Origin of the sequence: Streptococcus sp. HMSC072C09, assembly GCF_001813105.1 — a bacterium.
Lineage (GTDB): Bacteria > Bacillota > Bacilli > Lactobacillales > Streptococcaceae > Streptococcus.
The window spans coordinates 113,132-138,746 of sequence record NZ_KV811501.1; the positions used below are offsets into that span (position 1 = coordinate 113,132).

The following is a 25,615-nucleotide window of genomic DNA, read 5'->3' on the forward strand; positions in this document are numbered from 1 at the left end:
TTTTTGAGTTGAAATGGCTTGTTGCTTCATGTTTATTTTCTGCTTTCTTTTTTTATGGGTATTATCTTACCTTAATTTTTTTTGGCTGTCAAGACTATTTCAGAAATTTTTGAAATTTTTTGAAAATTCAACTGCTCCTGACAAGAAAAAAACAGAGGCTGGAACACGTCCAGGCCTCTATTTTTTAATCTTCTTTTGATTTAGTTTCTTCATCTTCCTCGACGATTTCAGAAATTTCAACTTTCACCTTGGTCACACGACCATTTTTTACTTTGTCGTTTGTCAAAATGAGGTGTTTCTTTTGACTATCGACTTCACAGCTGAGTCGCTCTTTCAAGGTTGGAATTCGCCCAACCTCTGTCAGATAATACCCTGCAATGGTATCCACATCATCACTTTGCAACTCAACATCAAAATATTCGTTAAAGTCATTTAGTGACATGGCTCCTTGTACGACATAGGTATTGTCCGCAATTTCAAAGACATCAATTTCTGCTTTGTCAGTCTCATCGTCAATTTCACCGACGATTTCTTCCAAAAGGTCTTCAAGAGTAACCAAACCAGACATCCCACCATATTCATCAAGCAGAATAGCCATTTGATTTTGGGTATTGCGCAATTCCTTCAAAAGATCATCCACAAAAATGGTCTCTGGAACAAACAAAGGTTCTTGTAAAATCTTTCTTAAGACAATATTATCAAAGCCATTGATAAATCCTTCGTTCAAGAGACGTTTGGTATGGATGAGACCGATGACATTGTCCTTGTCATCATCATAGACAGGAATCCGTGAAAAGTTTTGCTTAAGGATACTTTCAATGATTTCTTTGGTATCATCATTGATATCAACCATGAAGGCATCTGTCCGTGGCACCATGACTTCACGCGCTACCATTTCATCTAATGAAAAGATCCCTTGGAGCATCTCAATCTCGTCCGCATCTAGTGTTGCTTCACTATTGGTCAGCATATACTCGATTTCATCCCGCGTCATCTTTTCATCCGGATCATCGAATTCCATTGGCGTGATACGGCTCAAAAGGTTGGTCGACGCTGAAAGCAACCAAACAAAGGGGCTAACAATTTTTCCTAATAAAATGACAATCGGAGCTGTTCGAACAGCTAACTCATCTTTCAGGTTCATAGCGATTCGTTTCGGATAGAGTTCCCCAAATACGATCGAAATATAAGTCAAAAACGCTAGAGATAAAAAGCTTCCAGCTGCAATAGCCGTTTTAGTATTGCCCATCCATCCAGCAATGACATGTCCAAGGCTATCCGCAAGACTCGCCCCAGATAAGATGGTAATCAAGGTGATCCCCACCTGAATAGTGGATAAGAAATGGTTCGGTTGCTCCAATACGCTAAGAAGACGAATGTATTTTTTATCTCCTTCTTCAGCCTTTTGCTCTACACGAGAGCGATTCAACGATACCATTGACATTTCAGTCGCCGAGAAAAAGGCATTCAACAATGTCAAAACAATCAATAAAATAAATTCCAGTAAAATTTCCTGACTGCCAGGGTCTTCCATGGATAGTTTCCTCCAGTATATAATATTGTATATTATACCACAAAATAGGAGAGCCTGCATTCTTCTATAAAATTTTCTTTTTTTACCATCAAAAAATCAGGAACAAGTCCTGATTTTAGTGTTCTGCACTGGTAAAATCATAAAAGAAGGCATTGAGTTTTTCAACCAGCTCAAGCGATGAGAGACTACTTGTACAAATAAATGGTTTGTTCTTTAATTCGGGCATCATAAAGTTGGCTACCACCACATCTGCATCCGAAGCTTCGATATCGTTTACGGTTAGATTGTACTTGATCATCTGCGTAAATTCAAAGTTATCCGTACAGTAGAAATCTAGGAAATCAATCATGGATTTGGCATGGTGATCGTCAAAACGACTGATAATCAAGACCTTAATGGACTTCCGACGGCGCAATAACTGCGGCAAGAGACGTTCCCAGTGAGTGTAGACCGTGTAGATCATGTGCTTGATGATCTCTTCGTTCAGATCATGCTTCATGGTCTTCATATAAGTGATGATATGCTTCTTCAAATCATCATAGAAGGCTGGGAAGATGCTCATGAAATCTTCGTTGGTATTGGTCTTGGTATCAAATAAGAGGAACTCCGAGAATAATTCCTTCCGATCGAGATGAGACGTGTTATGGACATGCATCAACATCTCATCAAGATTTTCAATGTCTAAATCATAGGTAAAGCATAGATCCTTGAACATATCTCTGATGAGCGTCGTTGATTCTTTGGCATAAGGATCTGTTTCTGCAGCTTCGATCAAGCTTTCTGGACTGAAATAGAAATTCTCTTGAATAAAGATAATAAAGAACTGCTCCAGCACTTTTTCATTCAACTCGACACCCAACTGCAAGCTAAAGTAGCGCAACATCTCCTCGACATTGGTCACCCCTTGATACTGGTCCTTATACACATCATAGTTCGTTGGCATGTCAATAAAATAGCCCTGCTTAATCCGTGATAAGTAGACTGTCAAGAGAACTTTATAAGACCTGAGTACAGAGAAGGTCAATGGATAGCCATAGAGCTTGAAGAAGAAGGTGATCAAATCGGTTACAGCCTCTTCCTTAAATTCTGGGAAAGGCCACTCCATGTAGTAATAACGTTCCGCAAAATATTGGGCATAAAAGAAACGAACGTCAATCTCATCCCCGACAAGATTCAAGGGTTTCAAATCAATCTTTACATTGTATTTGGTTTGAAGCTTCTGATTGATCGTCCGAATCAAGCGGTAGAAAGATTGGTAACTCAGATCAAACTTTCTGCAAATATATTCATTAGAAACATCCTTGTTGAAGAAAAGATATTCAATCAAGGCAAAGGCTTGTGATTCTTTAAAAAAGTGATGATAGATCACTTCTAGCCCAACCGAATCCTCATAACTGATCTTGATCCCATTGGTAGAGGATTCAATTAAAAAGTCATCAAATGTACTACGAAGATTAGACAAATCTTCTTTTAACGAACGTTCTGTACAATCCAAACGCTTGGCCAACTCTTTCAAGTGGAACCATCTTTTTTCCTTAATCAAGATTTCCAATAATTGCAATTGCCGTCTTTGTTTTTTCGATAAGAGCAGTCTCATCTTTTCCTACCTTTTCATATTTTCTTTCAAAATCACTTATATTTTAACACATTTCATAGCACTTGTTGACTTTTTTCCAGCATTTTTTCAAAAAACTGTACAAAAAAGACTCCAAGGCCCATATAGGCGCTAGAGTCTATGATTTATTAATGATACCAAATTCTTCTTTTTTCTTCTGCTCCTTAGCAGCACGGTGGTTATCATAAAGATTTACCAAGAATTTTACAATTTCTTTTCCAATCGAATAGACTGGAATCGCAACGACCATCCCGATAATGCCGTAGATATTACTTGAGAGCAATAAGAGAACCATAATGGTAATCGGGTGAACCTTCATCACGCCTCCAACGATACGCGGATAAAGAATATTCCCATCGATCTGCTGGATAATCAACATGTAAATGACTGCTTTGATCATCATATCCATATCTGTGAAGGCATAGGTGATGATCATCGGAATCAACCCGATGGTTGGTCCTACATATGGAATGAGGTTGGCTAATCCAGAAAAAATGGCAAAGACCAAAGCGTACTTCAATCCAATAAAACTATAGCCAATGTAGGCTAGGGTTCCAATGATAAAGGCATCGATCGAAATCCCACTAATATAGCGAGAGACCGTTTCATTCAAACTAATCAAGAGGCTTGAAATGTGGAGTTTGTCATTGCGTAAAATGGTCCGTTCCAACATCGGTAATAACTTCTTCCCATCGACCAAGAAATAAACTAAGAAGACAGGGGTCATGATCAAGATAAAGACCGTATTGACAATAGTGTTAACCACACTTCCTAAACTGTTGGTCACACTATTCAAGAGATTTTGTAGGATATCCATATAAGAGAGATTCAACTGCTGAATCGTCGACTGGATATTCACATTCTGGAACAAAGGATTGGTCGAGAGTTTTCGAACCAAACTTTGAACTTCCCAGTAAAGTCCTTGAGTTGAATTGATCAAGCTGGTTAACTGATTGATTAAGATAGGGAGCAGATAAAAGATCCCTAAGCCAATGATCCCAAACAACAGTACTAAGGTGATCAAAATCCCAAACACACGCTTGATTTTTAAGTGTTTTTCCAACAATTCAACAATCGGATTGGTAATGTAATATAAAAAACCTGCAATTAAAAATGGTAAGAGGATGGTATTCAGAACAGATACAAATGGAGAAATTAAAGTCCCCATTGATTTCCAAATATAGAAAATCACCGTCAATAATAAGATCTCACATGTCCAGAATAACAATTTACTATTTCGAAACATTCCTTACCTCCTGTTTTCTATTCTACCATATTTTATGATAGAATAAAGGAGATTTTAATCAAAAGGATGAAGTTATGAATAATTTGATTGAACTACAAGACGTCAATTTGATCCGCAATGGAAAAGCCCTTTTAAAAGAGATTAACTGGCAAGTAAAAGAAAATGAATGTTGGGCGATTTTAGGCTTAAATGGAGCAGGAAAATCGACCCTCCTCAAACTGCTCATGTCTGAATACTGGGCTAGTTCTGGCCAGGTAACTGTCCTTGGAACCCGCTTTGGAGAAGGGGGCATTCCAGAGTTGCGGAAGCGTATTGGGATCGTTAGCTCCTTTATTTCAGAAAGACTGCCAGAACATCTTTTGACAGAACAAATTGTCCTAACTGGTCAATACAAGAGTAGTATCTTATATGCTGCTTACGGGGAGGAAGAACTAAACTGGGCACGGGATATGCTAACTTCAATTGGGGCTAGCTCTTTGATCGGTCGCAAATACCGGGAGCTCTCCCAGGGAGAAAAGCAGACCGTTCTCATTGCACGAAGCCTCATGGACCAGCCAGATCTGATCATTTTTGACGAAGCTTCTAGTGGATTGGATCTCTTTGCCAGAGAAAAACTCCTCCGTCAGATCCATCATATCAAACAACTGGATCACGCACCAACCATGATCTACGTCACCCACCATGCCGAGGAAATTACAACAGACATGACCCATGTCCTCTTACTCAAACATGGCCAAGTGGTCGAGCAAGGACCAAAGGAAAAGATCCTAACTCCCCATGTCCTAAGCCAATTTTATGAAGCACCAGTATCCCTTATTGATCTTGGTGATGAGCGACTCTTTGTCAAACCAGAAATCGCACACTGAAAAGAAAATGAATAAAGCAAAAAGAGAGTGGGACAGAAATCGGTAATTCGTCAGAATTCGATTTCGTCGTCCCACCTCCGCACAGTTGAGTAGGGCTGTAAAAGCTGATGGGATCAGCGTAGTAGAGCCCACTCAACCACTGCGTCTTGCTCGACAACCTAAAAATAATTGAGAGGCTAGGACTTTTGTCCCAGTCTCTTTTACTCTTATCTCAACGATTCCGTGCATACTCGATCAAATCGTATGGAAGCGTATTGGCACTTTCTCTTAGGGAATAGCTTTCTAATTCATTGACATTTTGCCGCATACGGCGCGCTTGCTTGGCGGTAATCAGGTGTTGCGCTTCATATTCAAAAATAATCTTACGCTCCAAATAATAGCCTCTCAACATTTCATCGATATTATTTGGTTTCACGCGATTAATAACCCGCTCCACAAAGGCCCCACTGGTAATAATAGCAGTTTCTCTCAGACGAGATTCTTGTAGGAAAGAGATCAAACTGCTCCGATAAATCCCCTTGAGGTCTTCCAAACTTTCGATAATGATTTCTGTATTGGCCAAATAAAGGGCCGCAATCTGGTCATAATCAATGGCCTCTAACTTACTGTCTTCTCGGGTCCACCAGTTTCGCAAGCCAGACCCAAAAGTTAAGATCTCATGGACTAATAAACGCAAAAGACGGAAAGACACCAAGAGGTAATAGGTTAAGCGAGACGAAAGATTGCGATTGACACGTTGCTCCATATTGCGAAGATAGTGTTGGTAGACACGGTAGCCCCGCTCTCGAATCTTCCCTTCTTCATAAGCCTGTTCCAAGCCGTCACTTTCAATACTCAAAATCAGGAGCTTCAACTGTTCCCAGTCCTTTTGAATGAGCCTGTTTTCTTGGCCCAGAATCAAGTTTTCTATGCGCCCATGGTAGTTATCAATCGCCGCATATAAGGGACCTTTGTGCTTGCTATTCTTTAGGTCTGCTTCTAATTCCATGACGACATCATTTAAAATCGCGATCTGCATCAGGTAGTCATTGGTTTCTTCCTTGTCTTCTGATAATTTTGGAAGTACCACTAAGCCAGCAATAAAGCTGACAAGGGTAACTCCTGCCACTAAAAAGAGTAGGATAGGGTATTCTTTTTCGATCTTGGTTGGAATCAAAAGAATCGTCGCAATCGAAACCGTTCCCTTCACACCCGAAAAGGTCAGCAATAAGGCATCTTTTAGATAATTTCTCAACGATTTTTTTAATCGAGCCGTTCGGAACCAATAAAAGAGGTAAACCATGACAAAACGAATCAAAAAGAGCAATGCTGTCAACAAAAAGACAGAAAGAACTAAAAGCAGATTATTGTAAATGGGACTACTTAAGATGGGCTTGGAAATCATTTCCAATTCCATTCCTAAGATGACAAAGACCGACCCATTTAAGATAAAGTTGACCGTATTCCAGACAGTATGACTCACAGTATCTACCCGCGCTTCAAGGAGGGTAATGTGCTTAAAGCGACTGGCTTTTAGGATTCCTGACACAACTACTGCAATGATACCAGAGACATGGAGTTCTTCTGCTAAGAAGAAGGTCAACAAAGGGAGACTCAGTTCTAATAACAATTCACTGGCAATATCACTGGCGCGAACACTCAAGAGTAAGGTTTGCAGCCAACGGTTCACAAAGGCCGTCAAGATCCCCACCGCAAATCCTCCAATAATGGAGATTCCTAAGGAAATCCCTGCCTCTCCAAGAGAGAAACTCCCGGTCGCAAGAGCTGCCAAGGCCACTCGAAAGGCAACTAGACCTGAGGCATCATTTAGTAATCCTTCGCCTTTTAAGATATTCGAAACCCGCTTTGGAAAGCTAAAGCGCTCAGACAGGGAAGCAAAGGCTACTAAGTCGGTAGGCCCAAGGGCTGCCCCAACTGCCATACAGGCTGCTAAAGGAAGGCTCAGCCACAAGGAGTGAGCTGCCCAGCCCAAACTAATGGTTGAGATAAAAATCACTGGGAAAATCAAATAGGGGATGATCCGCCAGTGCTTTAAGACGGAAGTAATATCTGCTTCTTCTGCTTCTCGAAATAAGAGAGGGCCAATGACCAAGGCCAGAAAGAGCTCGGTATCCAGATGAAAATTTTCTTCTGGCACAAAGAGAGCCCAACCAATCCCTAGTAAAATTTGAATCAAGGGTAGAGGAAGACTCGGCACAAGTTTATTCGTGGCATTTGAGATGATCAAAATCATCGAAAAGATCACTGCATAAAGGAGTAGTTCCATATCACTCCCTCCTTAGCGTTCTTGGCAGCAGGTCTCAAATTGCTGTTTTAACTCCGCAATCTTTTGGTCTGTCTTGGTTACATCCTTGTGCTCAATCTTCTTTTGGGACCGTTCCATCTCAAGCGAAACCAATTTCTTTTTTATTTTGAGCATCTTTTTGGTCATATGAGCTTCATCATAAAAACCCATTGCACGCTCGTGGATGGTTGATTCGACAAAATGATGTCTCAATCCTTCAATTTTATTCTTTAAATATTCTTTATCCATGACGGTAGCTTTCTAATTTTTCGATCATGACCAAAAACGGTGGCTGATTCACTTGATTCAGTGTCCGGTAGATGGTCGCTGTATAGTCTTTTTGAGGGAGCTGACTGACAAAGTCCAGCACTGCATCACGCTCGATGTCTCCTCCCTCATGACCATAATAGATCATAATAGCCATTCGCCCACCTTTTTCTAGGCGAACACAAATTTTCTCCATCGCTTCAATCGTGGTAGCTGGAAGAGTAATGACCGATTTATCCGCAGATGGCAGATAACCCAGATTAAAAATAGCTGCTTTGATGGTCTCCACATATTGGTCCACATGCTGGTGGCCATCCAAAATCAACCGGACATGTTGAAGTCCCAACTTTTCCAATCTTTCTTGGGTATTGACAAGTGCCTGCTCTTGAATATCAAAGGCATAGACCTGGCCTGCTAGTTGGGCTAAAAAGGCCGTATCATGTCCATTTCCCATGGTCGCATCCACCACCACATCTTCTTTGGTGATGACTTCTGCTAAAAATTGATGGGCCATTTCAAGTGGTCGAAGCATCAGCAGTCTCCTTTTCTTCTAGCTTACATCCTTGGGTACTTCCACGCCGACGCATTTCAGTTTCAATGGCGTTTAGGACTTCCCATTTGTTGAGGCTCCACATAGGGCCAATCAACATATCCCGTGGCGCGTCCCCTGTAATCCGGTGGATGACAATGTGTTTGGGGATGATCTCCAACTGGTCACAGATGACCTTGACATACTCCTCCTGGCTCATGAGTTGAAGTCGTCCTTCATGATAGTCCCGTTGCATCCGTGTATTGGTCATCAAATGCAAGAGGTGTAACTTGATGCCATCAATTTCATTATCGGTCACACAACGGCGAACATTTTCCACCATCATCTCATGCGTCTCCCCAGGAAGGCCATTGATCAAATGGGATACGATCTCTGCCTTGGGCACCTGTTTGCGAATACGCTTGACTGTTTCAACATAGAGATCATAACTATGGGCCCGATTGATCAATTCAGAAGTTGCTTCATAAGTCGTCTGAAGCCCCAACTCGATCGTCACATGCATGCGCTCTGTCAGCTCTGCTAGGTAGGCCAAGGTCTCATCTGGTAAACAGTCCGGACGCGTACCAATGTTGATTCCTACCACTCCTGGTTCATTGATGGCCTGTTCATACCGCTCTCGAATGACTTCCACTTTATCGTGGGTATTGGTGAAATTTTGAAAATAGACCAGGTACTTCTTCACATCTGGCCATTTCCGATGCATAAAATCAATCTCTTTGTAAAACTGTTCTCGAATCGGAGCTTCTGGGGCCACAATGGCATCTCCTGAACCTGAGACCGTACAAAAAGTACAGCCACCGTGGGCGACTGTTCCGTCTCGATTGGGACAATCAAAGCCTGCATCAATAGGGACTTTAAAGGTCTTTTCTCCAAATAAGGTTCGATAATAATTATTCAAGGTATTATAGGATTTCATACCCTTCATTATAGCAAAAAAAGAATCGAACTCAAAACGCGAGTTCAACTCCTAGTTGTTAGATGCTTATTTTTGCTTCCCTGTAAAGCGCCATTGAAACCGCAAGCGATCATACAAGGGATACTCAAACTGTAAGACAGCAAGACCCAAAATCATACTGCCGAGAACGTCTGATGGGTAGTGGACCCCGACATAAACGCGGGAAACCACAATGGTCACGATTCCCAGAACCAGCAAGCCTTGAAGGCAATAGCGGGCTGTTTTATGTTTTACATGTTGGCTGATGATGATGATCAAACTTCCCAAAACAAGGGTAGACGCCAGTGAATGACCACTCGGGAAAGAAAAGCCTTTTTCCTCTACTAGATGAAGAATACTTGGTCTCGGTCTCTGGTAGATATTCTTTAGAAGAAGCACCAAAAGACCAGTCAATACCAGATTGCTCCCTAGAAAAAGAGCTTCACTGTACCATTTCTTATAGGCAAAGACCGCCAGCAAAAGACCCACCCAGATGACAATGATCTTGGTATCCATGACATGGGTCACTTTGGTAAAGAAAGCCGTCAGTGCTGCAGGCAGATCGCCTCGAATAGCAGATTGAATCGTGCTATCAAAGCCTGTTAATTGTTGCGGGTAAAAGCGAATCACATACCCGAGAATCACAAAAATGAGAAGGGCGAAGCTTGCCCTCGCCCAATGTTGTTGTTTATTTTTCATATTTTTTCAAAATCGGTTGCAATAAGGTATAGATCAACCCAAATGCGACGGCCCAAATCACCCCTTCGATTAGGTTAAACGGTGCAACCATTGCGGCTAAATAGTGGACAAGCCCTAGTGTTTTCGAAATATCATAGTTCATAAAACGAGCATACAAAGGGATTGCATAGACATAGTTCACCAATACCATGGTGATACTCAAGCTGATCGTTCCAACAATCGTTGCCAGGACAAATCGACCATGGGTCCGTTCCTTGTTCCAAATCCATGCAAAAGCAAGGACAAAAACAAGAACTCCAATGATATTGATTGGCAATCCGATCAAGGTTTCAAGCCCCTTATTATTAAGGGCTAACTTAAGGACAGATCGGATCAAGGTCACCCAAACGGCACTTTTAAAATCCAACAGGACCAAGGCCAACAAAATGGCGATGATACTCAAATCAATTTTGAAGAAATCTATCAAGAAAGAAAATTGATAGAACATCAAAATAAAAGATAAAGCGGATAAAACAGCCACTAGGGTCAGTTTACGTGTATTTGTCATAACAGGTTCCTCCAATTTTTTAAAAATTAGAGAAGCTGGAAAGACGTCTACTCCATCATTCTACTCTAAACTATTTAAACAAAGCTTAAACTAGAAAATATTCTAGTTACTTTAGCTGGTCTCCATCGAAACATGCCGTTAGTCAGTCTTAGACCCTAACGTTCCATTTTCATGCATCAGCTCTAAACAGATCAGAATAGATGTCAGTCTATTCGTCTCTCGTCTTCTCCCATCCAGACTATACTGTCGGTTGTGGAGTCACACCACATCAGCTTGCGCTCGCGGACTTCTTTTAGAGTATGGAAAAGAACATTTCCTAGTAAAAGTCACCGCCGGTCGGGAATTACACCCTGCCCTGAAGACCCTTTTATGATAACAAAAAAAACTTGCCTAGGCAAGTTTTTGTAACGTCATGGATTACATCGTTCGGGTTTTAATTTTTCGTTCTTATTTGAGCTTGTCGTGCTCATAACGATGGCTCAACTCCAGCCCCTTAAAACCTTGCTGGCGGAGTGCCTCATAGACAATCATGCAGACAGTATTGGAGACATTTAAACTACGGACATGCTCATCATTCATCGGAATGCGAATGGCCTTCTCCTCGTGCTGGCGCATAAAATCTTCCGGCAAACCTTTATCCTCGCGTCCAAACAAGAAATAATGGGACTTCCCATCCTGATAAGAAACATCCGAATAGGTCTGATTTGCAAACTTGGACACTAGGTGTACCTGACCGTCGCGCGCCGCTTCCATAAACTCTTCCAGGCTATCATAAAAGCGGACATCCAGCTTGTCCCAATAATCAAGTCCTGCTCGCTTCATTTTGCGATCATCGATCGGAAAAGCCATGGGGCGAATGATATGTAAGGGGGAATTGGTCGCCGCACAAGTCCGTGCAATATTTCCCGTATTTTGTGGAATCTGAGGTTGGAACAAGACGATGTGGTTTTGAGCAGCTGACTCTTGGTAGTCCAGTTCTTCAATATTCATACTCGATCTCTTTCTGATAAAAAAATAGCCACACTGCCCGGAGTCAAGCTCAGCAAACAGCGTGGTTACAGCTTCATTAACTTAACTCACAACAGGTTTGAGGTAAATCAACGAAGGTACTTTCTAAGTATATCACTTTTGAAGCTCCTGTCAATAGTTTTTTTAGATTTTTTTAAGAAACTTTATCAAAGTTTTCAATCCCTCCTAGCTCTACTCTTTTGACGATTTCTCCTACTTGTTCTTAGCTTCTCAAAATTCCACCAGAAAATCCTTAAAAAAGATGAATTTTTCTTGAAAATAGAGTATGATAGAAGCATACTCTGGAGGTATTCTATGAAAATTATTGTTGTTGGTGGAGGAAAGGTCGGAACGGCCCTTTGTCGTTCTCTCGTTGCTGAAAACCACGATGTTATTTTGATCGAAAAAGACGAATCCGTTCTTAACCATATTACCAAACGGTTTGATATCATTGGAATTTTAGGAAATGGGGCAAATTTCAAGATCTTGGAGCAGGCGGATGTTGAAGACTGCGACATCTTCATTTCCATGACCGAGTACGACGAGGTTAATATGGTCTCTGCAGTTTTGGCTAAAAAAATGGGAGCCAAAGAGACCATCGTTCGGGTGCGGAATCCGGAATATTCCAATTCCTACTTCAAGGAAAAAAATATCTTGGGCTTCTCCCTGGTTGTCAATCCGGAATTGCTGACAGCACGTTATATTGCCAATATTATCGATTTCCCAAATGCGCTTTCTGTGGAGCATTTTGCCAATGGTCGGGTAGCCTTGATGGAATTTAAAATCAAGCCAGATAGCAATCTCTGCAATATGAGTCTATCCCAATTCCGGAAGAAATACGGAAATGTCATTGTTTGTGCAATCGAGCGTGGCAACGAACTCACCATTCCAAACGGAGACTTTGTCTTGCAACCTCAAGACAAGATTTTCGTAACAGGTAATCGGATCGAGGTCGTTCTCTTCCACAACAATGTTCGCCCTCAGGTCATTAAGAGCATGATGATCATTGGTGCTGGGAAAATTGCCTATTACCTACTCAACATTCTTCAAGATGTGCGCCGCAAGATCGATCTCAAGGTCTTAGAGGTCAATCGCGAACGGGCGGAATTCTTTAGTCAGGAATTTCCTGATCTCTATGTCGTCCATGGAGACGGAACTGCTAAAGACATTCTTTTAGAAGAGAGTGCCAATAACTTCGATGCTGTGGCTACTTTGACAGGGGTCGATGAAGAAAACATCATCACCTCCATGTTCTTAAATTCTGTCGGAGTCAAAAAGAACATTACCAAGGTCAACCGAACTAGTCTGTTGGAGATCATTGGCGATCAAGATATGACCAGTATCGTTACGCCAAAACGCATCGCTGTAGATACCATTATGCACTTTATTCGTGGACGCTACAATGCACAGTTCTCAAACCTAGAAGCCTTGCATCATGTCGCAAACGGCCGGATTGAAACCTTGCAGTTCCAAATTAAGGAAGACAATAAACTAACCCAATATCCCCTCTCTGAATTGAAATTGAAAAAAGGCGTCTTGATCGCTGCCATTATTCGAGACGGCAAGGCTATTTTCCCAAATGGAGATGACCGTTTGATGGTAGGAGATCGGATTATCGTAACCACCTTGATTCAAAATGTCACAAAAATCTACGATCTACTTGAGAGGTAAGCCTGATGAATAGAAGCATGATTCGTTACCTCTTGTCCAAGCTCCTCTTAATCGAGGCAGCTCTCCTGATCGTTCCCTTAGTCGTCGCTACGATCTATCAGGAACCTGCCAAGGTCTTTGTCTCTATTGGGGCAACCATGGCCATCTTACTTGGGCTGGGGCTACTTGGTAGTTTTCACAAACCAAAGGACTTTCACATTTATGCTAAAGAAGGAGTCCTGATTGTAGCACTCTGTTGGATTCTCTGGTCCTTCTTTGGTGCCCTTCCCTTTGTCTTTTCGGGACAAATCCCCAACATTATCGATGCCTTCTTTGAAGTCAGCTCCGGCTTTACAACAACAGGGGCAACGATTTTAGATGATGTGGGTGTCCTCAGCCACTCCCTCCTCTTTTGGCGCAGTTTCACCCACTTGATCGGTGGGATGGGAGTATTGGTCTTCGCCCTTGCCATTATGGACAATAACAAGAACAGCCACCTCGAAGTCATGAAGGCGGAAGTTCCTGGTCCAGTTTTTGGAAAGGTCGTTTCCAAATTAAAAAACACAGCTCAAATCCTCTACTTCTTGTACTTGGGCTTGTTCTTCCTCTTTGTGGTTCTTTATTTCCTTGCCGGCATGCCCCTTTATGATAGTTTTGTCATCGCCATGGGGACGGCTGGGACTGGGGGCTTTACCGTTTTTAACGATGGGATCGCCCACTACAATAGTAGTTTGATCACCTATTTAGTCAGTATCGGGGTTTTAGTCTTCGGGGTTAACTTTAACCTCTACTACTTCCTCATGATCCGAAAATTCAAGGCCTTCTTTAAAGACGAGGAATTGCGGACCTATATCACCATCGTCCTCGTGTCCAGTGTCTTGATCGCTTACAATGTCCTTCATCTCTATGCCAATGTCGCTAAGAGTTTTGAGATTTCCTTCTTCCAAGTTTCCAATATCATCACCACTACCGGTTTTGGTTATGGAACGACGGAAAAATGGCCTCTCTTTTCTCAGTTTATCCTCTTAATGCTGATGGTCATCGGTGGTTCTGCTGGATCGACCGCTGGGGGGCTTAAAGTCATTCGGTGCTTGACCTTATGGCGAATCGCAAAAAATCAGGTTCTTTCGACCTTGTCTCCGAATCGCGTTCTGACCTTGCATGTCAATGATACGGTATTGGATAAGGATACACAGCATCAGATCCTCAAGTACTTTACAATATACAGTTTTATCACGATCGGTCTGCTCTTTGTAGTCAGTCTAGACAATAATAACTTCATGACGGTTGTCAGCGCTGTCTTTAGTTGTTTCAACAACATTGGACCTATGATTGGAACAGGTCAAACCTTCTCCATCTTTAGTCCGATTTCAAAACTGTTGCTTTCCTTAGCCATGATTTCCGGACGGCTTGAAATCTATCCAATGATTCTTCTCTTCCTCCCTAAAACATGGTCTAAACGCTGATAGACAACTCTTGTACAAAATCAACACCCTTAGAAAAATAATTTCTAAGGGTGTTTCTGTTTATTTGCGATCATCCTATTTTGATTCTTCATTTCGCTTCAGACTAAAGTGGTCTGGCAAGGGATCTGGCCCCGCCTGGCTTCCAGGATGGCATCGTAAGATCCTTGCAATCCCCATCAAGACACCTTTCACACCAAAACGTTCAATCGCTTGGATCATATAATTGGAACAGGTCGGTTGAAAGCGACAAGAAGGCGGAAATAGGGGAGAGATCCATTTTTGATAGCCTCTGACCAGCGCAATCAGGATTGTTTTCATGCTTTTTTAGATTTAGTCACTGCTAGATTGTGCAACTGGCTGATTTCTTTTTTGTTCAAGCGACGGTATTCACCCGGACGTAGCCCTGAGACGTCCAAATTTCCAAACTGGGTCCGGGAGAGTTTATCCACTAAAAGTCCCACAGCTTCAAACATCTTTTTAACCTGGTGGTTACGCCCTTCATGAATGGTCAACTGAACCACTGAACGGTTCTTTTCGACATCCACTTTTAAGATCTCATAAGTCGCTGGCTTGGTTTTCTTTCCATCAATGGTCACCCCTCGCGTCAAGGGACGCAAGTTTTCCTTATTGGCAATCCCTTTGACACGCGCCACATAGACCTTATCAATTTCATTGCGCGGGTGAATCATCTCATCTGTAAAATCACCATCATTGGTCAAAATCAAGACACCAGATGTATCCCAGTCCAAACGTCCCACTGGGTAGATGCGCTCTGGTACTTGAGATAAAAGGTCAACGACTGTTGTCCGCCCTTTATCATCCGATACACTAGAGATGACGCCACGTGGCTTATTTAAAAGATAGTAGACCTTTTCTTCGTTATAGATTGGAGTCCCCTCTACTTCAACCTGATCACCGGTTTTAATGATGGTCGCTAATTCACGCACAACTTGGCCATTGACCGTCACCAAGCCTTGCTTGATCAGTTCTTCGGCCTTGCGACGACTAGCCACACCTGCATGGGCAATATATTTATTAATTCTCATCTAGTTCCTCTGTTCTCTCTGAAAATAATTGACCTTCTTCTGGATCGATGTCCACTTCCTCAACCTTTGGCAATTCCTCCAAATGATTGATCCCCATGTAATCCAAAAAATACTCCGTCGTAACATACAAATTAGGACGCCCGATGACTTCTTTTTTTCCATCTTCACGGATCAGATCAAATGACAGTAGTTTGGTAATAGCACCACTGGAATTGACGCCTCGAATGTCATCGACCTCCACGCGGGTGATCGGTTGCTTATAAGCAATGATTGACAAGGTTTCAAGGGCAGCCCGAGACAAACTTTGGTTCATAGGCGTTCTAGAATAGTCTCGTAAAACCGAAGCGTAGTCTGCCTTTGTCACCAATTTATAACGGGAAGCTGTCTCCATCAAACACAGACTGGTATCTGAGTCCTCCTGGTATTTTTGGGCCAATTTTTCTAAACTTTGCACCACACCTGTTGGGGGTAAAGAGAGAAGATCTGCGATTTGTCTGGCAGTAATTCCTTCTTCACCCGCTACAAATAAGAGTGCTTCAATTTCAGCTAATTTGCTCATGTTCAATCCTATTTAAGTAAATTTCTCCGAAAGCCGTATCCTGTACCACTGTGACCTCTTGAATCTTGATTAATTCAAGGGTTGCAAGAAATAGGGTAATGACCTCTTGGAGATCCGCTGCTTCTAGAAACAAGTCCTGCAAGAGAACTTGTGAGCGATCGTGGAATCGGTGACGCAGCTGGTCCATCAGATCCTCAATCTTGTATTCATCCTTTACAATGGTTGTATGGTTCTGGCGGAATTCTTCTTTTTTCTTAGTCAATAATTTTGAGAAAGCCAAGAAGAGATCCACCGTAGTGCGATCATGAAGTAATTCGGTATCGTCATAGACCAATTCCATCTTCGGTTTTGAATAATAGAGGGCGCGCTCCTCATGCTGCGAGGCCATCAACTCTCCTAATTGCTTGTAAGTACGGTACTCTTCCAATTGAGAAAGGAGGACCTGCTCTAGATCCTCTGCTTCATCCATCTCCTCTGCGACCTTAGGAAGAAGTCTACGACTCTTTATCAGGGTTAGTTGACTAGCCATCAGCATGTATTCCCCTGCTACCTCTAGTTTCATAGCCTGGAGGGTCGCCAGATAAGCCAGATACTGTTTGATCACCTCAATCAAGGGAACCTCATAAATATCCATCTGGTATTTAGAGACCAAGTGGAGCAAGAGGTCCAAAGGCCCTTCAAAATCTTTAATTTTAATATCCATTATTTATATTTTTCTAATGTCACCATGGTTTTTAGGCCCAATTCACGCGCAATACTAAAAAGATCCACACCGAGTTCTCGTTGTTTCAAAATATATTGCTCACGAATCGATTGTGCCGAAAGGTCTTGGTTGCCTTTTTCGATCAAGAAGGCTTCTAATTGTCGGAATCCCCACTGACGGGAGTATGATTTTCCTTTATTATCAAAGAGATAGACACCATCGAGGAAGAGTTGCAACTCTTCCAGTAAAGGCTCTGGAACTTTTAAAACCCGTTTTTGGCCATCTTTGCCCACTCGAATGACATGAAAGTCCAGCTGAATATCTTCGACCTTGACTTGGAGGATCTCACTTGGCAATAAGCCCATCTCCAGAATCAATAAGGCCATCAAGCGTCCCTGTGGGTTAGTTGATTCTTCCCAAAAATGGGTCAGATCCAACAATTCACGATCATGGGTCTTGACCGGTTGAATTTTAGGCAAGACCAAACGATGGTATTCAGAAATAAAGCGTTCTTGATACAAATAATATAAAAATTGGTTAACAGCGGATAATTTTCGTTTTTGAACCGCCGGTTTAAAATCTTTAATCGAAGCTTGGTAAATTCTCAAATTTGTCGGCGTCACTTTTCCATGAATTGATTCAACAAATTGGTCCAAATCATAGAAATAGGCTGACTGAGAATTTTCACTTAGTTCTTTTTGATCAATAAAACTTGCAATAAATTCTTTCATTTTGGAATCATCTCGTATTCATTTGAAAAATTATGCATGAGCGAATTGATGGCTTTGAGGATCGATTTCCGCGTAATAATCCCTTGGAAATAACCTTCTTCATCCACCACTGATAAGAAGGAGTCATCCACCAACTTGTGAAGGACTTCTGTCAAATTGAAGTCTAAGCCGATGACCCCGACCTCCTTCTTTGCAACGTCTACGATATCCATCGAAGCAAAAGTCTCCTCAGGAATCTCGTGTTTCAATTGATAAGATAGAATATCCGTTAGGGAGATCGTCCCCACAAACTTGCGTTCATCCGTCACTACCGGGATGCGACTATAGCTAATCTGGCTCAACAGCAAAACCGCATGGTCTACATTGTGGGTATCAATCAAGACCGCTAAATTTTTGGCAGGAGTTAAGAACGTCTCTTCCTGCGCCAGCAAGAAACGTTCAAATTCCTTTGCTATCATCTGCTAAACTCCTTTGTCAATTCAGGGTACAATTCATGATCTCGCGTATAATACTCTACCTTGAAGTTCGAATCGGTAATCTCTATCTTGGCATACAAACATTCGCGAATCAGACCACGTGGTTGACTAACGGATCCAGGATTCACAAAGAGGGTTCTTCCTTCCTTCCAAGCATCTGGGATATGAAGGTGGCCGTATAGACAGATATCTGCTTCCTCCTCTTGGGCCCACAGATCCAATTTTTGAAAACTAAAATTGATCTGGAAGAGATGCCCATGGGTCTGGATGATCCGTGTTGGCCCTAGTTGGGTCACCAAGCGTTCCGGATAGCCATCATAAAAATCCATATTTCCTTGGACAACGTGGATCCCTTCCCAGACAGGATCATCACTTTTTAGTTCAGAATCCCCATTGTGAAAGATCCCATCGACCTGGCCTAGGTATTTTTCTTTAATAGCTTCAACAATGGAGCGGTCTCCATGCGAGTCACTCATAACGATGATTGTTTGCTTTGCCATGATGGAAATACCTCCAATAACTTTTTAACAGCTAAAGCACGATGTGATTGTGTATTTTTTTCTTCTAGCGTTAATTCAGCAGCAGCACGGCCCGTTTCCCCAACTAAGAAGAGAGGGTCATAGCCAAAGCCGTGTTCCCCTTTGGGCTCAAAATTAATATACCCTGGCCAATCTGCTTCCACCACTAGGCTTTCCTTGCCTGGTCTTGCAACCACCAAGGTCGTATGGAACTGAGCTGAGCGATCTTTCAAGTCAAAGACCATGGCCAATTCGTGCAACAATTTCGCATTGTTTTCCGCATCTGTCGCACCAACTCCCGCAAAGCGAGCTGACCAAACTCCTGGTAAGCCTCCCAAGATATCTACCTTCAAACCTGAATCATCCGCTAAGACTGTTTTCCCAGTTAGCTCTGCAATCGTTTCAGCTTTTAGGCGGGCATTCTCTTCAAAGGTCAGACCTGTCTCTTCGACTTCTGGAAGCTCTGGGTATTGATTGAGATTTTCCACTTCAAAGCCCAGCTTTTCAAACATATTACGGAATTCTTTGGTTTTTCCCTCATTTCGAGTCGCAATAAGAATCGTATCTTTGACCTTGTCTTTACCCAAGAAGGCTTCCACATCCACCCCATCACTTGGCAAATGCAAGTAAAGCAATTTCCCTTTTTCAACCAAGAGCAAGGCTCCTTGACGCTGTACGATTTCAAAAGCTCTTCCCTTGACTTCATTCAAGATTTCGGTCAAAAAGGTCAGAAAACGAAAGGCTGAACCATAGCGCACCACCGATAGATTGAGAGGGAATCCTTCAGGATCCTTGGCAAAGAGAAGTTCCAGCTGATCTAACAGAGTGGAAGCTTCCGCAGGCACTTGACTAAATTGGTTGTAGTCTGCATCTTCTCCCCATTGGGCAATATACCAATCTTGGGGATCTTTGTATTCAAATAGTTTGTCACTCATAAATTTACATGCTCCACATTCACTGAACGTTCTAGCCATTTTTCGGCAATCGCTGCAAAGCTATTGGCATTTGCAGTGGTATAAAAGCGGTAGGTCTGCTCTAAGAGTTCGCGACTCTTATTGAGCTCAAAATAGTTTAATAAGACGGAAATATCCCGAACACACTCTGCCCCACTATCAATCAATTTGACATCCGGTCCCATCACATTTTGAATGATCGGTTTTAAAAGGGGATAATGGGTGCATCCCAAGACTAAGGTATCAACCTTTCCAACTAGTGGTTTTAGGGTTTCGTAAACCACCTTTTTGGTCACACTGGATGCCAACTCGTTTGATTCCACTAAAGGAACAAACTTGGGACAAGCTAAACTGCTGACTTCCATGTCTGGTGCTAGACTTTGAATCTTCTCTTTATAAATTCCAGAAGAAACCGTCATCGGTGTCCCAATGACCCCAATTTTTTGATGGGTCGTCGATTTAATGGCTGCAGAAGCTCCGGGCAAAATCACTCCTAAAACAGGAATATCAAGTTTCTCCTTGACTTCTTCCCAAACAACTGCCGTCGCTGTATTACAGGCTAAGACAATCATCTTGACATTTTTGGTCAGAAGGAAGTTCACCATCTGCCAAGTATACTCGCGAATTTGGTCTGCTGGTCTAGGACCATAAGGTGCACGAGCTGAATCTCCAATATAGACGACATCTTCGTGAGGAAGCTGACGGAGCAATTCGCGGACAACAGTTAGGCCCCCTACTCCAGAATCTAAAAAACCAATCGGTCGGTTATCCATATCTCTTCCTTCCAAAAGGAGGGACTAAGAAATTCCTCCAAGCCCCTCTCATTTATTATCGTGAGATTGCCCCACTCTTATTTTTTCTTGTTTTTCGCCATTGCTGATTTTTGTTGGTTCACAATTTGGCGATAGACTTGTTGAACTTTTGCTTCGCTTGGACGTTGGCCACTCGCACCTAAAAGCGTACGGACTGCTTCAATATTCAAACGTGGGTTTGATGCAAATTCTTTTTCAAATTGACGACGAAGCAAGAACATTCCTGCAACCATCCCACCAAAGAAAGCTAAAATAATCAACAAAATTCCTAAAAAGAGATTCATACAATTTTCTCCGATCCATTATTTTTACATAACTATCATTATATCAGACAATCGCTTATTTTTCAATGTCAAAGCCGTAGAGTGTCGCAAGATAATCTTCTGGTTTTTCTGCTCGACGAATCAAACGGGCCTGCCCATCTTCTTGAAGCAAAACTTCTGCCGAACGCAACTTGGCATTGTACTGATAGCCCATTGAAAATCCATGGGCTCCAGTGTCATGGATCACGAGTAAATCTCCAATCTCCGTCACGGGTAGTTCTCGTTGTTTGGCAAATTTATCGTTGTTTTCACAGAGACTTCCCACGACATCGACCACTTCAGTTGGTTCATCTGAACGATCCATATTGGTAATATGGTGATAAGCACCGTACATAGCCGGTCTAAGAAGATTCACAGCTGAAGCATCGACACCCACATAGGTCCGGTAGGTTTTCTTTTTATGCGTCACTCTGGTTACCAAGAGGCCGTGTGAAGCCAGCATAAAGCGACCAAGCTCGGTATAGATTTTCACATGACCAAGTCCTGCTGGTTTAAGAATCGCATCAAAAACGCGATGCACGCCCTCCCCAATAATGGCAATATCATTTGGTTCTTGTTCTGGCTTGTAATTGACCCCAACTCCACCAGAGAGGTTGATGAAGCCCAAGTGGACACCTGTTTTCTCTACGACTTCTACTGCTAATTCAAAAAGTTGACGCGCTAGCTCTGGATAGTAGTCGTTGGATACAGTATTAGAAGCTAATAAAGCGTGAATGCCAAACTCTTCCACACCTAGTTCTTTCAACTCGATAAAGGCTTGGATCAATTGCTCCTTGGTCATTCCAAACTTGGCTTCTTCAGGATTGTCCATAATATCGGTTCCCAGTTCAAAAACTCCACCAGGATTATAGCGGCAAGAAATGACCTTGGGAATGCTAGTCACAGACTTCAAGAAAGCAATGTCTTCATAGGCGTCCAGATTGATCGTTGCCCCTAATTCTCTAGCATAGACAAATTCATCTGCTGGCGTATTGTTAGAAGAAAACATGATCTCTTTTCCACTAAAGCCCAGTTTATCCGCCATTAACAATTCGACATAGCTGGCAGTGTCGACACCACAGCCCTCTTCTTGCAAAATTTTTAGGATCGATGGGTTAGGAGTCGCCTTGATGGCAAAATATTCCTTAAATCCTTCATTCCAAGCAAAAGCTTGATGGAGGGCACGAGCCGTTTCACGAATTCCTGCTTCATCATAGAGATGGAAAGGGGTCGGAAATTCTTGGGTCAGGCTTTCTAATTGTTCACGGGTTACAAAAGGTGTTTTCATAAGCGCTCATTTCTATACTTTAGTCACTATTAGTATAGCACAAGTCGGAAGACAAAAAAAGCCGAGGCAACTGCCCCAGCTCAATTACTCTTTGATTAGTCGTTTCTTCCGAAGATACGAAGAAGGCTGATAAAGAGGTTGATAAAGTCAAGATAAAGTTCCAAAGCCATGGCAACTGCCCAGCCTGTAGCAGGTTGACCATTTGTTTGATCATAGACATAGCGAATCTTTTGGTTATCCCAAGCTGTCAATCCTGCAAAGAGGAAGACAGAGATAATACTCAAGATATAGTCCATTCCAGAACTTCTCAAGAACATATTCACAACAGAAGCGATGATCACACCGATCAAGACTCCCATCAAGGCACGTCCCATACCAGACAGGTCTTTTTTCACGACGCGTCCGATAGCTCCCATGACAATAAACATCAAGGCACTGACCAAGAAAGCCTTATAGACAGTCGCTTGCATGTAGCGAGCAATGATAAAGCTCAAGGTAAAGCCATTCAAAGCTGAGTAGATCAAGAAGATCGGAAGAGCAGACGGGCTATTTTTAACAGCCTTCCCACTTGCAACAAAGACCAAGATCAATTCTACAACAACTGCTGCGTAGTAAACCATTGGTGCGGTTGTCAAGATTTGTACGAAGAAGTCTTGAAAGACTGTCATCATCAGGCCAGACACAAGGGCTGAAATCCCTACACCGATCCCAACTAATGAATAGATTTTGTTATAAAAAGCATTCAATCCACTTTGTTCTTGGATTACTGAATCATTATACATATTAACAAGTTCCTTTCAAATTTGTTTACTACGATTTTAACATTTTTCGATGAAAAAATCTCTTTTTAGCCATCTTTTTACGCCAAGGTTCTGAAGCTTCTTTAACAGCCCAGTATTTATCTACCATGGTCACTACGAAGGATTCTTTGTAGCGAGGCGGAGCAAGGGTAGCTCCCCACATGTGTTTAATGATGATGTCTTCTTCCTTGGCATTGAGATCTGTAATCTTTCGCGCATTTCTCACGGCGATGCGGGGATGGATCCAGGCGTGACTCTTGGTAAACTTGGTCTCGCGCCAATCATAGTAAAAGAGGTCATGCAAGAGCCCACCCCGAGCCGTACTTTTGGCATCCCAGCCAAATTTTTTTGCCAATTTATAACTAGTATAGCTAACATGAATGGAATGCTCCAAACGATTGGAATGAATATGGTGGGGAATGTCGGCTAATTTTTGAACCTTAGGATGCTGGATCAGATGGCCTACATAGGTCATGTATTCTTTGTCACGATGATATTGCATAAGATAACCACCTTTTGTTGATAAGCTCTCCCAATAAGATCTCCATCAACTTCTTCTTACAGGTTAAGTATACTTCTTTTTCTCAAAATTTCCTTAAAGAAAACATCAAAATTCCTGCTGCCACTGCAACATTTAAACTCTCTGCCCGACCTGGCATGGGAATATGAACCAGCTGGTCTGCTTGTGCCGCCATTTCCTGGCTGATGCCATTTCCTTCATTCCCCATAACCAGGATAAACTGATCGGTCTGAGAAAGCTGACGGTAGTCAATGGAAGCTTCTGAAAGCGTCGTTGCGAGAACTGCTAGATGAGAGTGCGCAGCTCGCTCCAATAGTTCTTCTCGATCCAGTTTCCAGATAGGAATATGGAAATGACTGCCCTGCATGGATCGAAGGGTCTTGAGACTGTATAGATCAGCGGAGGCTTTCGAAAGCATGACGCCATCAAAACCTGCTGCATCTGCTGTTCGAATCATCGTCCCTACATTGCCAGGATCCTGTACATCCTCCAAATAGAGGAATCGCCCTTGTAGCTGATCCGGAAGCTCTGGCTGCTCTAGAAGAATCTCTGCGACAATCCCTTGAGGAGTCTTCGAATCTGCCAAGAGGCTTAAGATCTCCGGAGTCACGATAGTGACTTTTTGGATGTCCTCTACCCGGTCTAAATAGGCTTCTAAAACAAAGACCTGCCGAATCTTCGCATGATTTTCTACTGCCTCTTCAAACAGATGCCAGCCTTCAATGAGATAAGAATCTGTCCGGTATTTTTTTTGATGTAATTTTTTTGCATTTTTGATTACATTATTGGATTTAGACGTTATAATATTCATAGAACTATTATAGCACAAAGAAAAAGAAGAAATCATACCTCAGATAGATTTCTTCGAGTCAAGGAGGTCGCACATGCAAAAGGTAAAAATGATTGCCCAAGGACGGGTTCAAGGGGTTGGCTTTCGCTGGGGAGTCTACAGTCTTGCTTTAGAGATCGGTGGGATCACTGGCCGTGTCTGGAATAATGACGACGGAACAGTTGGCATTCTGGCACAGGCAGAGTCTAGTAGCCAAATGGCCAAATTCATCCAAGAAATTCGCAAAGGTCCTACGCCTTTTGCGCATGTGACTTATTTAGATGTTACGCTCGCAAACTTTGAAAACTATACAGACTTCAAAATTGCAAATTAAGACTAGAGAACTATTGTGTATTTTCAAAAAAAACAGTAGAATAGAAAGGTAACATTAAAAAAAAGAAGGAACTATTTGTGAAAAAAAATAAACTTGCATTACTTGCATCGATGGGACTAGCTTCGCTTGTCTTCTTATCAGGATGCGTGAGTGTCGATCGGAAAACTGGAAATCCGACTGGATTGATCTGGAATCTTCTTGGCCGTCCAATGGGCGAAGCCATCAAATTCTTTGCCAACAACCTTGGCTTAGGCTTTGGGATCGGGATTATTATCGTCACCTTGATCGTACGGTTAATCATCTTGCCACTTGGTTTGTACCAATCATGGAAGGCAACCTACCAATCTGAAAAGATGAACTACTTAAAACCTATCCTTGGGCCAATCCAAGAGCGCATAAAGAACGCTAGCACACAAGAAGAAAAGCTATTGGCGCAACAGGAATTAATGGCTGCTCAACGTGAAAATGGAGTTAGCATGTTTGGTGGAGTTGGGTGTTTGCCACTCTTGATCCAAATGCCATTCTTCTCAGCTCTCTTCTTTGCAGCTCAGCACACCAAAGGGGTAGCAGATAGTAGCTTCCTTGGCATTGCTCTCGGCAAACCAAGCTTGCTCTTGACAGCGATCGTAGCAGTTCTTTACTATATCCAAAGTATGCTTTCTCTTCATGGAATTGAAGATGAAACCCAAAAGGAAAGCATGCGCAAAGCATCACTGATGAGTCCGATTATGATCGGTGTCTTCTCATTGATCTCCTCAGCCGGAGTAACTCTTTACTGGGTAGTCGGTGGGGTGATCCAAATTATCCAACAATTTGTCATCAACTACTTGATTCGTCCAAATCTTCGCAAACGAGTCGCTGAGGAATACAAAAACAATCCTCCTAAAGCGACTAGTCACCGCGTGAAAAAAGATGTCACACCTACTGCAACGACACAAATCCAACACAAACCAAAAAACAACCGCAATGCAGGAAAACAACGCAATAGAAAGTAGTACAAACTACTAATTCTAGCGGTATACAGTAGCACTTGAACCCAAGGTTCAAGTGCTTTTTTTGATATCGTTCAGTCAGCAAA

The 25,615-nt window shown here is 42.3% G+C and carries 29 protein-coding genes and 1 riboswitch; of the genes, 5 read left to right on the plus strand and 24 right to left on the minus strand.

The window, feature by feature from the left end:
* Positions 1-184 precede the first annotated feature (184 nt).
* The 3 genes from HMPREF2893_RS06325 to HMPREF2893_RS06335 all read right to left on the minus strand — a co-directional run bounded on the left by HMPREF2893_RS06325 (position 185) and on the right by HMPREF2893_RS06335 (position 4,395).
* Positions 185-1,534, minus strand: coding sequence for a hemolysin family protein (locus tag HMPREF2893_RS06325; RefSeq protein WP_031574335.1), 1,350 nt, complete (start codon positions 1,532-1,534; stop codon positions 185-187).
* Positions 1,535-1,649: 115 nt separating this feature from the next.
* A complete protein-coding gene (locus HMPREF2893_RS06330) occupies positions 1,650-3,131 on the minus strand; it encodes an AcpB/EbpR/MafR family transcriptional regulator (protein ID WP_070675077.1) in 1,482 nt (493 codons plus the stop codon).
* Between the two features lie 136 nt (positions 3,132-3,267).
* Positions 3,268-4,395 (minus strand): AI-2E family transporter, encoded by a 1,128-nt coding sequence (locus HMPREF2893_RS06335; protein ID WP_003008322.1) that lies wholly within the window; start codon positions 4,393-4,395, stop codon positions 3,268-3,270.
* A gap of 74 nt (positions 4,396-4,469) precedes the next feature.
* Here HMPREF2893_RS06335 and HMPREF2893_RS06340 point away from each other — a divergent pair, with 74 nt between their 5' ends.
* The gene (locus HMPREF2893_RS06340) at positions 4,470-5,261 is read left to right on the plus strand and encodes an ABC transporter ATP-binding protein (RefSeq protein ID WP_024054785.1); all 792 of its coding nucleotides are present in this window, start codon (positions 4,470-4,472) and stop codon (positions 5,259-5,261) included.
* 211 nt (positions 5,262-5,472) lie between these two features.
* Here the strand turns inward: HMPREF2893_RS06340 and HMPREF2893_RS06345 are convergent, their stop codons facing one another.
* The 7 genes from HMPREF2893_RS06345 to trmL form a co-directional block, all read right to left on the minus strand.
* Complete coding sequence (locus HMPREF2893_RS06345) at positions 5,473-7,527, minus strand: cation:proton antiporter (protein ID WP_070675080.1); 2,055 nt, start codon at positions 7,525-7,527, stop codon at positions 5,473-5,475.
* A 12-nt stretch (positions 7,528-7,539) separates the two neighbouring features.
* Positions 7,540-7,794: a hypothetical protein gene (locus HMPREF2893_RS06350; RefSeq protein WP_045759757.1), complete on the minus strand. Its 255-nt coding sequence runs from the start codon at positions 7,792-7,794 to the stop codon at positions 7,540-7,542.
* Complete coding sequence (locus tag HMPREF2893_RS06355) at positions 7,787-8,344, minus strand: tRNA 5-(aminomethyl)-2-thiouridylate-methyltransferase MnmM (protein WP_070675084.1); 558 nt, start codon at positions 8,342-8,344, stop codon at positions 7,787-7,789. The genes HMPREF2893_RS06350 and HMPREF2893_RS06355 overlap by 8 nt, the downstream gene beginning before the upstream one ends.
* Positions 8,328-9,287, minus strand: coding sequence for a tRNA modification radical SAM protein MnmL/YtqA (locus HMPREF2893_RS06360; protein WP_083312245.1), 960 nt, complete (start codon positions 9,285-9,287; stop codon positions 8,328-8,330). The genes HMPREF2893_RS06355 and HMPREF2893_RS06360 overlap by 17 nt, the downstream gene beginning before the upstream one ends.
* Before the next feature lie 57 nt (positions 9,288-9,344).
* Complete coding sequence (locus tag HMPREF2893_RS06365) at positions 9,345-9,995, minus strand: phosphatase PAP2 family protein (RefSeq protein WP_070675090.1); 651 nt, start codon at positions 9,993-9,995, stop codon at positions 9,345-9,347.
* Positions 9,985-10,557, minus strand: coding sequence for an ECF transporter S component (locus tag HMPREF2893_RS06370; protein ID WP_324250337.1), 573 nt, complete (start codon positions 10,555-10,557; stop codon positions 9,985-9,987). Before HMPREF2893_RS06370 ends, HMPREF2893_RS06365 begins: the two co-directional genes overlap by 11 nt.
* 202 nt (positions 10,558-10,759) lie before the next feature.
* Positions 10,760-10,909: riboswitch (FMN riboswitch) on the minus strand.
* 80 nt (positions 10,910-10,989) lie between these two features.
* On the minus strand, positions 10,990-11,532 hold the full coding sequence (gene trmL, locus HMPREF2893_RS06375; protein ID WP_003008338.1) for a tRNA (uridine(34)/cytosine(34)/5-carboxymethylaminomethyluridine(34)-2'-O)-methyltransferase TrmL: 543 nt from the start codon (positions 11,530-11,532) through the stop codon (positions 10,990-10,992).
* 333 nt (positions 11,533-11,865) lie between these two features.
* Between trmL and trkA the strand changes: the two genes are divergently transcribed.
* Both trkA and HMPREF2893_RS06385 read left to right on the plus strand, forming a co-directional pair.
* Entirely contained in the window at positions 11,866-13,221 is a 1,356-nt protein-coding gene (trkA, locus tag HMPREF2893_RS06380; RefSeq protein WP_003008340.1) for a Trk system potassium transporter TrkA, read from the plus strand.
* 5 nt (positions 13,222-13,226) lie between these two features.
* Positions 13,227-14,666, plus strand: a complete 1,440-nt coding sequence (locus HMPREF2893_RS06385) for a TrkH family potassium uptake protein (RefSeq protein ID WP_049497800.1) — start codon at positions 13,227-13,229, stop codon at positions 14,664-14,666.
* A 75-nt stretch (positions 14,667-14,741) separates the two neighbouring features.
* Here the strand turns inward: HMPREF2893_RS06385 and yidD are convergent, their stop codons facing one another.
* The 14 genes from yidD to HMPREF2893_RS06455 form a co-directional block, all read right to left on the minus strand.
* Positions 14,742-14,984 carry a membrane protein insertion efficiency factor YidD gene (gene yidD / locus HMPREF2893_RS06390; RefSeq protein ID WP_024056192.1) on the minus strand — a complete coding sequence of 81 codons (243 nt, stop codon included), beginning with the start codon at positions 14,982-14,984 and terminating at the stop codon, positions 14,742-14,744.
* The gene (locus tag HMPREF2893_RS06395; RefSeq protein ID WP_003005375.1) at positions 14,981-15,712 is read right to left on the minus strand and encodes a pseudouridine synthase; all 732 of its coding nucleotides are present in this window, start codon (positions 15,710-15,712) and stop codon (positions 14,981-14,983) included. The genes yidD and HMPREF2893_RS06395 overlap by 4 nt, the downstream gene beginning before the upstream one ends.
* Positions 15,702-16,271 (minus strand): SMC-Scp complex subunit ScpB, encoded by a 570-nt coding sequence (gene scpB, locus HMPREF2893_RS06400; protein WP_023918890.1) that lies wholly within the window; start codon positions 16,269-16,271, stop codon positions 15,702-15,704. Before scpB ends, HMPREF2893_RS06395 begins: the two co-directional genes overlap by 11 nt.
* Positions 16,255-16,974: a segregation/condensation protein A gene (locus tag HMPREF2893_RS06405; protein WP_049492485.1), complete on the minus strand. Its 720-nt coding sequence runs from the start codon at positions 16,972-16,974 to the stop codon at positions 16,255-16,257. Before HMPREF2893_RS06405 ends, scpB begins: the two co-directional genes overlap by 17 nt.
* The gene (gene xerD / locus HMPREF2893_RS06410; RefSeq protein WP_049492482.1) at positions 16,974-17,705 is read right to left on the minus strand and encodes a site-specific tyrosine recombinase XerD; all 732 of its coding nucleotides are present in this window, start codon (positions 17,703-17,705) and stop codon (positions 16,974-16,976) included. The genes HMPREF2893_RS06405 and xerD overlap by 1 nt, the downstream gene beginning before the upstream one ends.
* Complete coding sequence (cbpB, locus tag HMPREF2893_RS06415; protein ID WP_003008353.1) at positions 17,702-18,163, minus strand: cyclic-di-AMP-binding protein CbpB; 462 nt, start codon at positions 18,161-18,163, stop codon at positions 17,702-17,704. The genes xerD and cbpB overlap by 4 nt, the downstream gene beginning before the upstream one ends.
* Entirely contained in the window at positions 18,160-18,681 is a 522-nt protein-coding gene (locus HMPREF2893_RS06420; RefSeq protein ID WP_003008356.1) for a metallophosphoesterase, read from the minus strand. Before HMPREF2893_RS06420 ends, cbpB begins: the two co-directional genes overlap by 4 nt.
* A complete protein-coding gene (locus HMPREF2893_RS06425; RefSeq protein ID WP_049492478.1) occupies positions 18,654-19,634 on the minus strand; it encodes a nucleoside-triphosphate diphosphatase in 981 nt (326 codons plus the stop codon). The genes HMPREF2893_RS06420 and HMPREF2893_RS06425 overlap by 28 nt, the downstream gene beginning before the upstream one ends.
* Positions 19,631-20,425, minus strand: coding sequence for a glutamate racemase (gene racE / locus HMPREF2893_RS06430; RefSeq protein WP_045759764.1), 795 nt, complete (start codon positions 20,423-20,425; stop codon positions 19,631-19,633). Before racE ends, HMPREF2893_RS06425 begins: the two co-directional genes overlap by 4 nt.
* 77 nt (positions 20,426-20,502) lie before the next feature.
* A complete protein-coding gene (locus HMPREF2893_RS06435) occupies positions 20,503-20,748 on the minus strand; it encodes a YneF family protein (protein ID WP_031575486.1) in 246 nt (81 codons plus the stop codon).
* Between the two features lie 55 nt (positions 20,749-20,803).
* On the minus strand, positions 20,804-22,054 hold the full coding sequence (locus tag HMPREF2893_RS06440; RefSeq protein ID WP_049482903.1) for a diaminopimelate decarboxylase: 1,251 nt from the start codon (positions 22,052-22,054) through the stop codon (positions 20,804-20,806).
* 95 nt (positions 22,055-22,149) lie between these two features.
* On the minus strand, positions 22,150-22,836 hold the full coding sequence (locus HMPREF2893_RS06445; RefSeq protein WP_003008369.1) for a Bax inhibitor-1/YccA family protein: 687 nt from the start codon (positions 22,834-22,836) through the stop codon (positions 22,150-22,152).
* 28 nt (positions 22,837-22,864) lie between these two features.
* Entirely contained in the window at positions 22,865-23,356 is a 492-nt protein-coding gene (locus HMPREF2893_RS06450; RefSeq protein WP_049482905.1) for an HDIG domain-containing metalloprotein, read from the minus strand.
* 82 nt (positions 23,357-23,438) lie between these two features.
* A complete protein-coding gene (locus tag HMPREF2893_RS06455) occupies positions 23,439-24,185 on the minus strand; it encodes a TrmH family RNA methyltransferase (RefSeq protein ID WP_049523730.1) in 747 nt (248 codons plus the stop codon).
* A 73-nt stretch (positions 24,186-24,258) separates the two neighbouring features.
* Between HMPREF2893_RS06455 and HMPREF2893_RS06460 the strand changes: the two genes are divergently transcribed.
* Entirely contained in the window at positions 24,259-24,537 is a 279-nt protein-coding gene (locus tag HMPREF2893_RS06460; protein WP_023918900.1) for an acylphosphatase, read from the plus strand.
* Between the two features lie 77 nt (positions 24,538-24,614).
* A complete protein-coding gene (gene yidC, locus HMPREF2893_RS06465; protein WP_070675096.1) occupies positions 24,615-25,532 on the plus strand; it encodes a membrane protein insertase YidC in 918 nt (305 codons plus the stop codon).
* Positions 25,533-25,615: the final 83 nt, after the last annotated feature.